Annotated in this window: 15 protein-coding genes; 3 read left to right on the forward strand and 12 right to left on the reverse strand. The window is 65.8% G+C overall.

Annotated elements, in window-relative coordinates; genetic code table 11:
• Window positions 1–42: 42 nt before the first annotated feature.
• From QW868_RS13420 to QW868_RS13440, 5 genes are all read right to left on the reverse strand, one after another.
• Complete coding sequence (locus QW868_RS13420) at window positions 43–774, reverse strand: OmpW family protein (protein WP_316230727.1); 732 nt, start codon at window positions 772–774, stop codon at window positions 43–45.
• Window positions 775–957: 183 nt separating this feature from the next.
• Window positions 958–1,230 (reverse strand): hypothetical protein, encoded by a 273-nt coding sequence (locus QW868_RS13425; RefSeq protein WP_315736121.1) that lies wholly within the window; start codon window positions 1,228–1,230, stop codon window positions 958–960.
• 97 nt (window positions 1,231–1,327) lie between these two features.
• Window positions 1,328–3,232, reverse strand: coding sequence for a propionyl-CoA synthetase (locus QW868_RS13430; protein WP_315797714.1), 1,905 nt, complete (start codon window positions 3,230–3,232; stop codon window positions 1,328–1,330).
• A 120-nt stretch (window positions 3,233–3,352) separates the two neighbouring features.
• On the reverse strand, window positions 3,353–4,735 hold the full coding sequence (locus QW868_RS13435) for a tetratricopeptide repeat protein (RefSeq protein ID WP_316230753.1): 1,383 nt from the start codon (window positions 4,733–4,735) through the stop codon (window positions 3,353–3,355).
• Window positions 4,736–4,836: 101 nt separating this feature from the next.
• Window positions 4,837–5,586, reverse strand: a complete 750-nt coding sequence (locus QW868_RS13440) for a tetratricopeptide repeat protein (RefSeq protein ID WP_316179680.1) — start codon at window positions 5,584–5,586, stop codon at window positions 4,837–4,839.
• A gap of 321 nt (window positions 5,587–5,907) precedes the next feature.
• Between QW868_RS13440 and QW868_RS13445 the strand changes: the two genes are divergently transcribed.
• Window positions 5,908–6,678 carry a hypothetical protein gene (locus QW868_RS13445; RefSeq protein WP_316230728.1) on the forward strand — a complete coding sequence of 257 codons (771 nt, stop codon included), beginning with the start codon at window positions 5,908–5,910 and terminating at the stop codon, window positions 6,676–6,678.
• A 160-nt stretch (window positions 6,679–6,838) separates the two neighbouring features.
• Here the strand turns inward: QW868_RS13445 and QW868_RS13450 are convergent, their stop codons facing one another.
• The 5 genes from QW868_RS13450 to QW868_RS13470 form a co-directional block, all read right to left on the reverse strand.
• Window positions 6,839–7,639, reverse strand: coding sequence for an SDR family oxidoreductase (locus QW868_RS13450; RefSeq protein ID WP_316230729.1), 801 nt, complete (start codon window positions 7,637–7,639; stop codon window positions 6,839–6,841).
• Between the two features lie 23 nt (window positions 7,640–7,662).
• Complete coding sequence (locus tag QW868_RS13455) at window positions 7,663–8,037, reverse strand: DUF1850 domain-containing protein (protein WP_316179452.1); 375 nt, start codon at window positions 8,035–8,037, stop codon at window positions 7,663–7,665.
• The gene (locus tag QW868_RS13460) at window positions 8,034–10,127 is read right to left on the reverse strand and encodes a TRAP transporter permease (protein WP_316161099.1); all 2,094 of its coding nucleotides are present in this window, start codon (window positions 10,125–10,127) and stop codon (window positions 8,034–8,036) included. The genes QW868_RS13455 and QW868_RS13460 overlap by 4 nt, the downstream gene beginning before the upstream one ends.
• A gap of 155 nt (window positions 10,128–10,282) precedes the next feature.
• Window positions 10,283–11,245 (reverse strand): TAXI family TRAP transporter solute-binding subunit, encoded by a 963-nt coding sequence (locus tag QW868_RS13465; RefSeq protein ID WP_315797716.1) that lies wholly within the window; start codon window positions 11,243–11,245, stop codon window positions 10,283–10,285.
• Window positions 11,246–11,453: 208 nt separating this feature from the next.
• Entirely contained in the window at window positions 11,454–11,930 is a 477-nt protein-coding gene (locus tag QW868_RS13470) for a hypothetical protein (protein ID WP_315736112.1), read from the reverse strand.
• Window positions 11,931–12,103: 173 nt separating this feature from the next.
• Between QW868_RS13470 and QW868_RS13475 the strand changes: the two genes are divergently transcribed.
• Window positions 12,104–12,406 carry a hypothetical protein gene (locus QW868_RS13475; RefSeq protein WP_316160959.1) on the forward strand — a complete coding sequence of 101 codons (303 nt, stop codon included), beginning with the start codon at window positions 12,104–12,106 and terminating at the stop codon, window positions 12,404–12,406.
• A gap of 18 nt (window positions 12,407–12,424) precedes the next feature.
• Here QW868_RS13475 and QW868_RS13480 read toward each other — a convergent pair whose 3' ends face one another.
• Window positions 12,425–13,606 (reverse strand): hypothetical protein, encoded by a 1,182-nt coding sequence (locus QW868_RS13480; protein WP_315782941.1) that lies wholly within the window; start codon window positions 13,604–13,606, stop codon window positions 12,425–12,427.
• A 25-nt stretch (window positions 13,607–13,631) separates the two neighbouring features.
• Window positions 13,632–14,255, reverse strand: coding sequence for a CoA pyrophosphatase (locus QW868_RS13485; RefSeq protein WP_316230730.1), 624 nt, complete (start codon window positions 14,253–14,255; stop codon window positions 13,632–13,634).
• Window positions 14,256–14,335: 80 nt separating this feature from the next.
• Between QW868_RS13485 and QW868_RS13490 the strand changes: the two genes are divergently transcribed.
• Entirely contained in the window at window positions 14,336–14,758 is a 423-nt protein-coding gene (locus tag QW868_RS13490; RefSeq protein WP_315736104.1) for a PaaI family thioesterase, read from the forward strand.
• Window positions 14,759–14,807: the final 49 nt, after the last annotated feature.

The following is a 14,807-nucleotide window of genomic DNA, read 5'->3' on the forward strand; positions in this document are numbered from 1 at the left end:
GGGGATGCCGGCGCCATGGCAGTCTGGGAGGAACTGAAAAAATCAGAACTTGTAGGTGACGCCGACGCCGACCAGCCACGGATCGATGTTGGCGCGGCCGGTGACCGGAATTGCACCGTTGACGGTCGCCGAGTAGTTCGGCTGCAGCCACAGCTTCTTGACGTCGACGTTCAGGCCCCAGTGCCTGTCGAGCATGTAGTCGAAGCCGAACTGGACCGCGGCGCCCCACTGGTTGGAGATGTGCAGGTTGGTGACGGCAAGACCGTTCCACACCTGATTCGCGGCGCTCTGGTTGAAGAAGACCGTGTAGTTCACGCCCGCGCCGACATACGGCTTGAAGGCGCCGAAATCGGTGAAATGATATTGCAGGGTCAGCGTCGGCGGCAGCAGCCAAGCCTTGCCCATGTTGAGGCCGTCGAGCGAGCCGGTGCCGCCGATGGAATGCCGGGTGACGCCGAGGATCAGCTCGGCCGCGATGTTCCTGGTGAAGAAGTAGCTGATGTCGAGCTCGGGCACGACCGAGTTGGAGATCGACAGGCCGGAGTTCGGCGACGACAGCGCCGGCACGCCGGTCACGTTCACGGTGGAGCCGCCAGCATCCGGCAGCACGCCGAGCGCGCGCACACGAAGCATCCACGGATTCCACGCCTCGACCACCGGCGCCTTGGTGTAGACCGGCGCCGCCTGCAGGTCAGCCGCTTGCGCCGAGCCCGTGGCTCCGCAGATCGCCGCCAGCACCAGCAGCGACGACGAGAGTTTCAAGATTCTGTTCATCGAGGTCCCCATAACCACCCTTGAGCAACATCTGCGCGGGCACAGCCGCGCCTTGCGGTCACAGATGTGGCAGGGACGCCATGGGCTTGGATTTGATCTCAATCAATCGGCATTGTTGCAGTGCCGATGTCACGCAACTGTTGCATCGAAGTCACGCGCCATGAGAGGCGCTTGCACGTGCGCTCAGGGCCGATCGGGATGGTTCATCATGTATTCGCCGAGATCGCGCTGCCGGCGATCGGCGCGTGCCTCGGCGCGTTGCCGCTGCACGTCGCGGTCCTTGCGGCAGGCGACATATTCGGCGGAGCCCGGCGCGACCTTGCCGCCGGCCTGACAGACGGCATCGTCATCGTCATTGCCGAGCGCCACTGCAGGACCCTGGTTGCGGGAGGCGCAGGCCGTGAGCGAAAATACGGCCATCAGCACCAAGGCCAGGCGGGCGGAGGTCTGTCGCATCGAACGTTCCATTCTCGTCAATCGGGCTGGTCTGACGCCGTTGCTTGACGACAATGGGCGCCCGGGTCAAGCCCGGGGCACGTTCAGCGGCGCCGCGTCAGACGCGGCTCTTCAGCGCCTCGCCGATTTCCTCGAGCACCTTGGGATCCTCGATCGTGGCCGGCATGCTCCATTGCTCGCCGTCGGCGATCTTCTTGATCGTGCCGCGCAGGATCTTGCCGGAGCGCGTCTTCGGCAACCGGCCGACGGTGATGGCGAGCTTGAACGCAGCGACGGGGCCGAGCTTGTCGCGCACCAGCGCCACGATTTCCTTCTCGATCACAGACGGGCTGCGCGAGACGCCGGCCTTGAGCACGAGGAAGCCGCAGGGCACCTCGCCCTTGATCGCATCCTTGATGCCGAGCACGGCGCATTCGGCGACGTCCGGATGCGAGGCCAGGATCTCCTCCATGCCGCCGGTCGAGAGCCGGTGGCCGGCGACATTGATGATGTCGTCGGTGCGGCCCATCACGAAGACGTAGCCGTCCTCGTCCTTGTAGCCGGCGTCCGAGGTCTTGTAGTAGCCGGGGAACTCGCTGAGATAGGACTCCTTGAAGCGATCCTCCTGCTGCCACAGCGTCGGCAGGCAGCCCGGCGGCATCGGCAGCTTGATCACGATCGAGCCCATGGTGTTGGCGGGCACTGGCCTCGCCGCCTCGTCGACGATGTCGACTTGGTAGCCCGGCATCGGGACCGTCGGCGAGCCGTGCTTGACCGGCAAGAGGCCGAGGCCGGCCGGATTTCCGGCGATGCACCAGCCGGTCTCGGTCTGCCACCAGTGGTCGATGACCGGCACCTTCAATTGCTGCTCGGCCCATTCCACGGTCGGCGGGTCGGCGCGCTCGCCGGCGAGGAACAGCGTGCGGAACTGTGACAAATCGTATTTGCGCAGCAACGTGCCTTCGGGATCTTCCTTGCGGATGGCGCGGAACGCGGTCGGCGCCGTGAACAGCGCCACCGCCTTGTGGTCGCTGATGACGCGCCAGAACGCGCCGGCATCGGGCGTTCCGACCGGCTTGCCCTCATACATCACCGACGTCGCGCCATGGATCAGCGGGCCGTAGATGATGTAGCTGTGGCCGACCACCCAGCCGATGTCGGAGGCGCACCACCACACCTCGCCCGGCTTGATGCCATAGAGATTCTCCATTGACCATTTGAGCGCGACGAGGTGCCCGCCATTGTCGCGCACCACGCCCTTCGGCTTGCCGGTCGTGCCCGACGTGTAGAGGATGTAGAGCGGATCGGTCGCCAGCACGGGCACGCACGGCGCCGCCTTGCCATTGGCGAGCGCGGACTTCCGCAGCGCGGCCCAGTCGTAATCGCGGCCGGGCTTGAGCTCGCAGACATGCTCGGGACGCTGCAGGATGATGCAGGCCTTGGGCCTGTTGTCGGCGAGCTCGATCGCCTGGTCGAGCAGCGGCTTGTATTGCACGATGCGGCCGGGCTCGATGCCGCAGCTCGCCGATAGCACGAGCTTTGGCGTCGCATCGTCGATGCGGGTGGCGAGCTCCTTGGCCGCGAAGCCGCCGAATACGACCGAATGCACCGCGCCGATGCGCGCGCAGGCGAGCATCGCGACCATCGCTTCCGGCACCATCGGCATGTAGAGGATGACGCGGTCACCCTTGCCGACGCCGAAATCCTGCATGATCGCGGCGAGCGTCTGCACCTCCTTCAGCATCTCGGCATAGGTGAGCTTGGTGACCGAGCTGGTGAGCGGCGAATCGTGAATCAGCGCCAACTGCTCGCCACGGCCGGCGGCGACGTGGCGATCGAGCGCGTTGTAGCAGGTGTTGACGACGGCCCCAGTGAACCAGCGGCCATAGGCGCCCATCGACGGATCGAAGATCTTTTTGGCCGGCTCGATCCAATCGATCGCGCGGGCGGCCTCGGCCCAGAACCCTTCGGGGTCCTGCAGCGACCGTGCATGGACCTCGTGATAGCGGCTCGCAGCGCTCATGACGTTTCCCCAAACAGTGTTTATTCCCGACTATTGTCACGGGACAAAGCGACAGTTCAAGCCGTCATGAATTGATCCAGATCAGGCGGGCCGGACGTCCGGGCCATTTTCCGGGCCGGATCAATGCGCTGCGTCGCGGAGGGTATCCAGGCGACGCTGCAGGGCTAGACGAAGGTCGTAGCCCGGCTTGCCGAAGCGGGCGTTGCGCTCGGCGATGAAGTCACGCTGCCTGCTGCGCAGCGCGGCAGCGGCGCGGCCGCGCGAGGACTTCAGCAGCCGGGCGTAGCTTTCGGAAATGCCGAGATCGAGCACCGAGAGCTGCGGGTCGGCACAGATGACCTTCTCGACCTCGCGCACGGCCGTGGCGCAATCGAACGACGGACCGCTTCGCTCCGACGGCGCATTCAACGGACGCGGCGGCTCGGCGCCGAACTTCTTGATCTCGGCCAGCACGACGCGCCGGCCGGCGATGGCATTGTCGTTGCCGGGATCCAGCCGCAGCGCGGCCTCGTAGTCGGCCAGCGCCTTGGCGCGCTCGCCCATCTTCTTGTACAGCACCGCCCGGTTGTTGTAGGCGAGCGCGAAATTCGGATCGAGCCGCAGCGCGGCGTCGTAGTCGCTGAGCGCCGCGCCGAGCTCGCCCTTGAACTGATGGGAATCGCCGCGGTTGGTGAAGAAATTTGCCCGCTGCTCCATCCTGATCGCCTGGTCATAATCGGCGATCGCCTTGTCGTACTCCTTCATGGCGGCGTAGGTGAGACCGCGATTGTCGTAATATTCCGACACCTTCGGATCACGCCGGATCGCCTCGTCGTCATCGGCCAGCGCCTTGTCCAACTGGCCGAGCTTCTTGTAGGCCGCGGCACGATTGGTGAATGTGCGCGGCCGTTCCGGGTCGAGCCGGATCGCCTCGTCATAGTCGCGCACGGCCTTCTCATTGTCGCCGCGCAGGTAGAAGGCGACGCCCCGGTCGGCATAGGCCTGCGCGTAGTCGGGCTTCAGCCGGATCGCCTGATCGTAGTCGGCCAGAGCGCGATCGAGACGACGCTGCTCGGTATGGACAACGCCACGCAGCTCAAAGGCTTCGGCGTCATTCGGATCGAGCGAGATCGCCATGCTCAGATCGGCGGTCGCCTTGCCGGCATCGCCACCGGCTTCGCGCATCAGGTCGCCGCGCAGCCGGTAGGCGCGCGAATTCTTGCCGTCGAGCGCGATGGCACGGTCGAGGTCCTGCAGGGCCTGGGTCAGGCCGCCCGAGGTACGCGCACGGGCGTCGGCGCGGGCAACCAGGGCGATGGATTGATCCTTCGGCGAGCTCGATGCCTGCTCGATTGCGGTCGAGCAGGCGGTGATGAGTTCGGACGGTGGCGCCTTGCTGCCCAAAGCGCATTCGGGGCCCGCGGCGAATGCAGGCTGGGCCCCGAGGCCAAGGACAAGACCGGCTGCAAGACCCAGCGCGAGGTAGGACGAGCGGGATGAAATCGAACGAATGAAAGCGTGCATCGGCATGGACTCGGCTCGAATTTCGACTGTTGCGGGTGAGACGCTGATCTCCCCCGTTGTCGTCTCCGGCCGGAACCCGGTTCAAGCGGCCACGCCGATGGCTAATAGCCGTCGACGCCGTTCAGCCGCCGCAGGCGGTCCTGCATCGCCTTCTTGAGATCGTAGCCGGGCTTGCCAAAGCCGGCGTTGCGCCGCGCGATGAACGCGTCCTGCTCGCGCTGCAGGGCGCGTGCCGCGGCGGGGCCGGCCGCCTCGCGAACGACGCGGGCCTGCGCGCCGTCGATCTCGCGATCGAGATTGGCGAGCTCCGGATCGGCGCAGATCGCTTTCTCCACGGCGCGCCGCGCCATGGCGCAATTGAAGCTCGGCCTGCCCGCGACGGCCATCTGCGCGCCCAGGCGCTCGAGCTCCATTGCGAGCGCGTGGTAGTTGCTGCGGGCGCTGGCGTGATCCGGATTGAGCCGCAGCGCCGCGGCGAAATCGGCCAGCGCCTTCGGACGGTCGCCCTTCTTGCGATGCAGTTCGCCGCGCGCATTGAAGATGCTGGCGAGCGTCGGGTTGAGCTGCAAGGTCACGCCGTAATCGGCGATGGCGCGATCGATCTCACCCCTGGTGATGAAGATCGAGGCGCGCGCGATCAGCGCGTTGATGCGATCGGCCCTCGCGGCCTTGGGATTGTCGATCACGGCGCCGCATTCGGTGAGCACCTTGTCGCCATCGCGCGCCTCCGAGGCCGCCATACAGGCACCGGCATCCACCGCCGGCTCCTTGCCGGGCTCGGCCGCGCCGACCGCATGGGCCTGGGTCGAGACCAGCCATCCGAGCGTGACAAGCGCAGCGAGGCGCAGCATCCCATCCCGGCGATCGGCTGCAGCCCATGAGGAGACGGATGCGGTCAAGGCAGATGGCTCTCTCAGGTCGTGGGCGATCCGGCACGGCGCGGGCGTAGCCGCCGCCGCGGCGACTTCAACTATACAGCGGCAGCCGCGGTGCGACAGTCCTTTCCTGCAGAAGGCGCCCCTTGCGAACGGGCGCTCGCGAGCTGATTGCGGCCCCGACAAAAATGCGTGTGGTCGTGCCGCGCATTCCCCTCGCGATGTTGTGGATGCGCGCCCCCGGCGATGCCCTCGGTCGCCATTTGAACCTGTTGCGATCCCAGCAGACACAACCGCATGACTATTCTGACCGACAATTCGCACGCACGCGGCGTCGTTGCGTCCCCTGCGCGCTATTTCTATTTCAACATGGCTCTGGCCTGCATGGCCATTGCGATCATCGGCTTCGCACCGACCTACTGGCTGCCACTGGCCCGCGGCTCATTCTCCGGCGCGCCCGTGATTCATTTCCACGGCTTCCTGTTCTTCAGCTGGACTCTGTATTTCGCGCTGCAGAGCTGGCTTGCCGCATCCGGACGCACGGCGCGGCACCGCTCGCTCGGCATCTTCGGCGTATCGCTCGCCACGGCGATGACGATCTTTGGCTTCCTCGTTGCCATCGAGGCGATGAAGCGCTCTGCGGCAATGGGGCAGGTCAATGAGGGCATCGCCTTTGCCATCGTGCCGCTCAGCGGCATCGCCTTCTTTGCCGTGGTCTTTACGCTCGCGGTTGTCCATCTGCGCCGGCCGGAAACGCACAAGCGGCTGATGCTGCTCGCCGGCATCTCGCTGCTCGACGCCGCCGTGGCGCGCTGGTTCCTGACATTCCTGGCGCCGCCCGGCCCGCTCGGCCCGCCGCCGGTGTTCGTAACGATCCCGCCGGCTTTCGTCGCCTACCTGCTGCTCGTCGTCGCCATCATCCACGACCGCCGCACGTTCGGACGTGTCCACCCGGTCTACGTCTATGGCGGGCTCGCGCTGATCGCCGTGAAGCTCCTGAACTGGCCGATCAGCGTGACCTCGGCATGGCATGCATTCGCGGGCGGCATGCTGGCGATGGCGCAATAGCCCTCAACAAGACAAAGCCGTTCCACACCACCGTCATTGCGAGGAGCCGAAGGCGACGAAGCAATCCAGAGCTCCCGAGAGACTCCGGACTGCTTCCGCCCTCGCTCTTCGAGCTACGGCGGACACGTCGCTTCGCTCGCAATGACGAGAGCGGCGAGACCTAACTCCTGCAGGTCAACCCGCCATCGACCACGAGCATGGTGCCGGTGACATAGCGCGACTCGTCGGAGGCGAGGAACACCGCAGCATTGGCGACGTCGAAGGCATCGCCCATATGCCCCATCGGCACCTGCGCATCGCGCTTCTTCCACATCTCCTCGACATCGCCCTTGGCGTAGCTCGCAGCCAGCCCAGCGGAGTGCTCGACCATCGGCGTCTTCATCAGCCCGGGCAGGATCGCATTGACGCGGACGTGCTTCGGCGCGAACTCGACCGCGGTCGTGCGCGTCATCTGGTTCATCGCCGCCTTGCTGGCGCCGTAGCTGACATAGGAGATGCCGACCTGGCGGATGGAGGCTACCGAGGAGATGTTGATGATGGAGCCGCCGCCCTGCGCGATCATCACTGGAATGACGTGCTTCATGGCAAGATAGGCGCTCTTCAGGTTGACCGCGAACACGCGGTCCCATTCCGCTTCATCGACATCGACCACGCTGCCCATCTCGGCAATGCCGACATTGTTGTCGAGCACGTCGATGCGACCATAGGCGGCAACGCAAGCCTTCACCATCGCCTCGACCTCGGCGGCCTTCGAGACATCGGCGGTGAACGCCTCGGCCTGCCCGCCTTCGCCTGAAATGATCGAGGCGGTCTCCGCGGCGGCGTCCTTGTTGCGGTCGACGCAGAACACCTTGGCGCCGTGCCGGGCAAAGGTCACGGCCGTGGCCTTGCCATTGCCCCAGCCCGGTCCGATCGAGCCCGCACCGACCACCAGCGCCACCTTGCCCTCGAGACGATCCATCGCGTTCTCCCGTCGTTCGTTCGTTATTCGCTACAGGCGCTCATCGTGATGGTCGCGGCGCCGATGTCATGGCCGAAGATGTCCGACAGCGTCCGGCATTGCCCCTCTGTACAGATGCGCCACTCGCCGGCCGCGCCGGAATTGGCGAGCACGATCCGCGACAGCGGCCCCCGCTGGGTCTGCCACTGGAACCAGCCGTCGACCAGCCGCGCTTCCGGCGGCGGCTCCATGCCCGCGCCAGAGCCCTTGACGCGCGCCTGCACCAGTTCGAGACCGTCAGACGTGACGCGCCAGTCCTCCTGCCAAGCGGTCTTCTCGACCGAGTGGGTCCAGGCCAAAGTGAAGCCGGCGAGGGTCAGCGCCTTCACCACACCTGATGAGGCGAGGCAGAGGCTCAAGCGGAGGCCGCCACGGCAGCCGGCGGCCGCTGCCGCCACTGCCACGCCACGATCACCACCGCCAGTGCAAATCCCAGCACGTCACTGTAGGGAAATTCGCCGAGCAGGCAGACCGACGCGACGAACGCCAGCAGACGCTCGATCACGGTCATCCGCGTGAACAGGAAGCCGATCGCCACCATGCCGAACAGGCCGATCGAGATCAGCGCCTTGACGCTCGCATAGACGACCGCGCCCAGGAAGCCGAGCTGCGCCTCCATCGGGTCGCCGGCCTGCAGCATCAATGCCGGCGAGTAGACGAAGATGAAGGGAATGACGTAGCCGGCGAGCGCGATCCGCATCGCCTCCCAACCGATCTTGTCCGGATTCTCCTTGGCGATCGGCGCCGCCGCCAGCGCGGCCAGCGCGACCGGTGGCGAGAGGTCCGCCATGATGCCGTAGTAGAACGCGAACATGTGGCTCGCGATCAACGGCACGCCGAGCTTGGCGAGCGCGGGGGCCGCCAGCGCCGCGGTGATGATGTAGGTCGGGATGGTCGGAATGCCGGTGCCGAGCAGGATCGACAGCAGCATGGTCATGATCAGCGCCGCGAACAGGCTGGTCTTGCCGAGGCCGATCACCCAGCTGCCGAAGATCGAGCCGACGCCGGTCTGCGTCATCATGCCGATGATGACGCCGACGATGGCGCAGGCCATGCCGACGGTCAGCGCCGACTTCGCGCTCTCGGCGAGCGAGTCGCGGCAGGCGTGCAAGGTGCCCATGCCGCCGCGCACGAAGCCGGTGATGACGATGAGCGCGACGACGACGGAAGCGACGGGCACGATCTGCAGGCCGTTGCGCGACAGCGCGCCGACGACGAGCGCCAGCCCGATCCAGAACACGTAACGCAGCACCTGGTTGGAGAAGCCCATGGTGATCGAGGTGCCGAGGATCAGCGCCACCGTCAGCGCGAGTCCCATCGAGCCCGCATACAGCGGCGTGAAGCCCTCGAACAGCATGTAGACCAGCGCGGCGAGCGGCAGCACGAGGTACCAGCGCGCCACCAGCGCCTTCCAGGCGCTCGGAATCTCCGACGGCTTCATCCCGGTCAGGCCGTGCTTGCCGGCCTCCAGATGCACCATCCAGAACGCCGAGGCGAAATAGAGGATGGCCGGGATCACGGCCGCCTTGACGATGACCGAGTAGTCGACTCCCAGCGTCTCGGCCATGATGAAGGCGACCGCGCCCATGACAGGCGGCATGATCTGGCCGCCCATCGACGCGGTGGCTTCGACGCCGGCGGCGAAGGCGCGGCGGTAGCCGAACCGGATCATCAGCGGAATCGTGAACTGGCCGACGGTCACCACATTGGCAACGCCCGAGCCCGAGATCGTACCCATCATGCCGGAGGCGAACACGGCGACCTTGGCCGGACCGCCGCGGGTGCGACCGAACAGGCCGAGCGAGACGTCGGTGAACAGCTGGATCATGCCGGCATGTTCGAGGAACGAGCCGAACAGGATGAACAGGAAGATGTAGGTCGCCGAGACGTAGATCGGCACGCCGTAGAAGCCCTCCGTGCCGAAGGAGAGGTGTGTAATCACCTGATCGAAATCATAGCCGCGATGATTGAGCGGCGCCGGCAGATACTGGCCGAAGAACCAGTACAACAGGCAGGCGCCGCACATCAGCGGCAGCGCGAGTCCCATCAGCCGGCGCGTGCCCTCGAAGATCAGTACCGCCAGCAGGGTTCCGACCACGAGATCGGTGCGCGTCGGATCGCCGTCGCGCGCGATCAGATCCGCATAGAAGATCCACTGATAGAGGCCGCAGAGGAAGCCGATGGCGCCGATGGTCCAGCCCGCGATGCGCCCCGCATCGGTCTTGGCGGTGAAGTTGCCGATCAGGCCGAAGGTCAGCAGCAGCAGGAAGCCGACATGGACGCCGCGGACGACCTGGCTCGGCAGATAGTTGAAGGCGGCGACATAGAGCTGGAATATCGCAAAGGCGAGCCCGATGCCGTAGGCGAGATAGCCCCAGCGGCCGGGGCCGAAGCCTTCCGGAAAGCCGTGCTCGAAATTGTCGAACTCGACCTTGACCGGCGTTTCCATGTTCACGGCTTCGATCGTCATGATCCCCCCAACGCGCCCATCAGGCGCTGCTGACCATGGCCGCAATCACCTGAACGACAAGACTGCGCGGAGGGCTTCCCGCGCAGCCGGTTGCGAATGATCCGGCCTGCAAGGAAGGCCGGGCGAGCAGCTCCTTATTTCAGGATGCCCTTCTCCTTGTAGTAGCGGATCGCGCCCGGATGCAGCGGCACCGGGCTGTCCTGCGCCGCTGTCTCCAGCTTGATCTCCTTGCCGGCGGCATGCGCATTGGCGAGCTCCGGCAGCGAATCAAAGATCAGCTTGGTCATCTGGTAGGCGAGATCGTCGGATACCGCCGAGCTGGTGACGAGATAATTGATCACAGCCGCGGTCGGCACGTCCTTGTCCTGGCCGGTATAGGTGTTGGCCGGGATGATCGCCGCCACGAACGGCGCACCGATCTTGTCGACGACCTCCTTCGGCACCGACACCACCGTGATCGGCGACGAGGTCGACAGATCCTTCAACGAAGCGACGCCGAGGCCAGCCGACTGCAAGGTGGCGCCGAGCTGCCGGTTCTTCATCAGGTCGACGGATTCGGCGAAGGGCAGATACTCCACCTTGCCGAGATCCTTGTAGCTCATGCCGGCGGCGGCGAGGATCGCGCGCGAGTTGAGCTCGGTGCCGGACTTCGGCGCGCCGACCGACAGGCTCTTGCCCTTGAGATCGGCCAGCGTCTTGATGCCGGACTCGGCCGTCGCGACGATCTGGATGTAGTTCGGATAGATCGCGCCGATCGTGCGCAGCTTGTCCAGCTTAGTCTTGAAGCCGGCCTCCTCCTCGCCGTTCCAGGCGGCCTTCAGGGAGTCGCCGAGCGCGAAGGCGAGCTCGCCGCGTCCTTGCTGCAGCAGGATCAGGTTCTCGACCGAGGCCTTGGTCGCCTGCACCTGGGTCTTCACATTGGGGATCTTGTCGCCGTAGATCTTCCCGATCGCGACACCGAGCGGATAGTAGACGCCCGACGTGCCGCCGGTGAGCACGTTGATGAAGCTCTGCGCCTGCGCCGCAGGCGCCGCGAGCAGGCAGGCGGCTGCCAGAATGAAACCGGTTGCAGCGCCAGAGAATGTCGAGAAACGCATGGATCCTCCCATTGATTTTGCCGCAAATTGGACGGCTGCGGGCGCTGGGTCAACCCATCCGAAAGACTGGCGCACCGGCCGCTCCCGCTCCCACGGCGCAAGGCCGGGACCGATGCGCCCCGCGTTCAATCTTACATTGACAGTATCACCAGCTTGAACCGCAGGTGCAGCCCAATGCGGCGGGCCGCCTCCCTCGCGGGGCCACCGATCATTGGAACGTCATGTCGAGGCATTTGGAGATGTCCGAGCCGAGCCCGGACGAGATCGTGATGCAGCCGCGCACCTTCTGCTGGGTCGCATCCGCCACCCAGATCGAGTAGCCGCCATTGCCGAAGAAGGAGTTGGTGTTCGCCGGCTCGGTCTCGGTGGCGTCGAACTCATATTTGGAATCAGTGTCGAACACGCGCGGCTTCCTGGTACAGCCGCCGTCGGTCTGGACGTTGATGACCTCCTTGTTGTCCCGGGTCAGCGACAGTGAGACCTGGCAGCGGAAATATTCCGAGGTCTTCACGTTGAAGAGGTAGGCGTAGGACTTGCAGACGGCCGTATTGAGCTTGCCGGCGGAGAGACCGCGGCTGCAGGCGATGCGTTGGTTGTTGGACAGCTTGAAGTCGTCGGCCCGGGCGGACGCCAACGTCACCAGCGACAACGCCGCAACCCAACCGATCTTCGTGACGAGGCTCATCCGAATCATCCCCAAAGTGTTTTCTTGGCCTATGTTTCTAAACCACGCTGCAGGATAATCGCGAGATCGGCGAATTTAAAAATCCGCCAACGATCACCGCGCTGCGACGGGGCGACGTTGACGCTGCCTCGGCGTTCGTGATTTGTTCGAGACGACATCGATTGGAGGAGGACATGAAGAGCCCGGTTCTGAAAGCCCTTATCGCCCTCGGTGCGCTGGGCGCACTGGCCAGCGCGGCGCCCGCGGCACCGCCGGAGCCGTGGGAGCTGAAGCCCGACATGGGCTACGCCTATGGCAAGGATGGCAAGACGCTCGCCTACAAGATGGGCACCAAGAACGCCGACATGCTGCTCAAGGGCGCCAAGAAGGTGCCGAAGGGCACGCTGTTCTTCGTCGGCCAGAACGGTCAGCTCTACATGCGGACGGCCCCCTATCTCGACGGCGACGGCAGCTTCTCGTTCGGCGCGGATGAGTGAAGGCGAGCGAGCGCAGCCTCAGAACGCCGCCGCCAGCTCCTTGGCGCCGGGCAGGCCGCTGAGCGAGTCCATCCTGGCATCCGTCACCGCAAGCAGCTTTGCCACGGTGTTGTGGCGAACGGCGACCGGATTGCGCTCGTAGCCGCCGCGCTGGAAGAAGTTGGCGGTCGGAACCTGATCGCGCATCTCGAGCGGCATCGTCACCATGTCGAAGCCGGTGCCGTCCCCGGTGAGATTCATCATCTCGAGCTCGGCGGCGGAAAGCGGCCGGGTGTAGCCCTTGGCGCGCGCGAACAGCACCGAGGTCAAGAGCTTGTGGGTCTGCAGCATCGGCCCGACGTCGATGTCGAGCACCATCGCATGCATGGCCCACCCCTGCGGCGTATTGCCGATCTTCTCATGCGCCGACCAGTCGTCCGGCACGGAGCGCGCAATCGCGACCATCTTCTTCAGGACCGCGAGCTTGTGCTCCATCGCGCCCCGCGCCGGGCCGGACGTCTGCGCCACGCGTTCGCCGAGCAGGCGGATGAACAGCGGGCCCTGCTCGGCCAGAAGCTCGACGCTGTTGGTGGTCAATAGCTGATTGTAGCCGATCGCCGTCGAGATCGCGCGGTTGCCCTTGAAGCCCGATTGCGAGTCATGCTTGCCGTTGCCGCCGGTCTCGAAGGCATAGACGCGCACCGCCTGCTCGCGCGTCAGTCCCGACGCCGCGGCGAAGCGCGCATAGGCGCGCTTGAAATCGATGTCGTTGGTGGGGCGCTGCGGCGACCATTGGAAATGCTCCTGTGCCGCCTTCACGAGGTCGGCGACCACAGGGATGTACTTGCGCTCGCGCGGCTCACCCTCAGGTTCCGGCTCGGGGTTCACCGGCCGCTTCGGCCCGGTGTAGACCGGCGGCTGCTCCAGCACATAGTCGTCGAGCCCGATCGGCTGGCGGTCGCGGCGCTTGGCATTGCGCGCACGGCGCTTGTCGGCGATCGCCTTCCAATAGGCGCCCGCCTCCTGGTCAAACTCCGCCCGCGCCTGCTGATATTCGGCGAGTTTGCGCTGATACTCCGCAATCGCAGCCGGCGATGCCATCTGCGCCAAAGCTTCGCGGGGCGCGACCGGTGAGCCGGGTTCCGCGGCCAGCAAAGGCGGCGCGCCGGAAACGGCGCAGGCGAGAATCAGGGCAAGGGTGCGAATCGGCTGATGCAGCATGCCGCCCTTGTAGCCGAAACGGCGGCTACTTCCAGGCGAACACCGGCTGCTCCAGCTCGTGCACCCGGGTGTCGCGGCCGGACAGGACCTCGCGGAACTGATAGATCAGCGCTGCGGTGGGCGCGTGAATGAGACCCTCGCGGGCGTGAAAACGGATGACGCGCCGCGTGCTCTCGGGGATCGCGGTGAAATCGAACGCGTCATCCGCCGTGATCGCGTCGAGGCCGATCCGGTGCACCGAGGAGACCTCGTCCGGATTCGGCCGCAGCGTGCGGCCATTGGCCGCCCATACGACGACGGGGGTAATCAGATAGCCCGACCGTGTCGGATAGTCGTCGAGCAGACCCAGCACCGCATCCGGCGCCAGGATCAGCCCGAGCTCCTCTGCGAGCTCGCGCAGCGCGGCCGCGACCGTCGTTTCGCCGGCGTCGCAGCGTCCGCCCGGCAGCGCCCATTGCCCGCCATGGCTGCGCAGCCCTGCAGCGCGCAGAGTGAGCAGCAGCGCCGTGTCGCCGGTCTCGTGGTGCGGCGCCAGCGCGATCACCACCGCGGCGCGCTTCAGCGAGGCCGCAGCCGCCTCCAGCCGCACGAAACCGGCACAGCAGCTTGCGATTTTCCGCCTCGTGGCATCGTCGAACGGCATCGGCATGCAGCTTGACTACACCAGGCCGGCGACAGATGAAACGATCTCCAGGCCGGCTCGGGCCACAACGGGAAGGGTCTTCAGCGATGACGAAATCGGCCGCGGCCAGGATGACGTCCGACGGCTGGGAGATCGTCGACACCTCCGGTTTCCTGCATCTGATCGGCCCGCTGTGGCAGCGGGTCGTCGGCGGTGTCCACGAGTACGCCATCGTCACCGAGGACAAGCACCACAACCGCCGCGGCCTGGTTCAGGGCGGCGTGATCATGACGCTCGCCGACCGCAGCTGCGGCATGACGGCCCGCTACGCCGCGGGCAAGGAGCACATGGCGACGATCCAGTTCGACACGCATTTCGTCGAGTCCGGCAAGATCGGCGAGACCCTGGTGTCGCGGCCGCATGTGGTGCGGATCACCCGCAGCCTGGTGTTCATCACCACGGAGGTCATGGCCGGACATCGCGTGATCGCGATGGCCTCGGGCGTGTTCAAGATTCTGAAGAGCGAGTGAGCCGTGCTCTCGCCTCTCCGTCATTGCGAGGAGCGTCGCGACGAAGCGA

Origin of the sequence: Bradyrhizobium sp. SZCCHNR1051, from assembly GCF_032489615.1 — a bacterium.
In the GTDB taxonomy this organism is placed as follows: Bacteria; Pseudomonadota; Alphaproteobacteria; order Rhizobiales; family Xanthobacteraceae; genus Bradyrhizobium.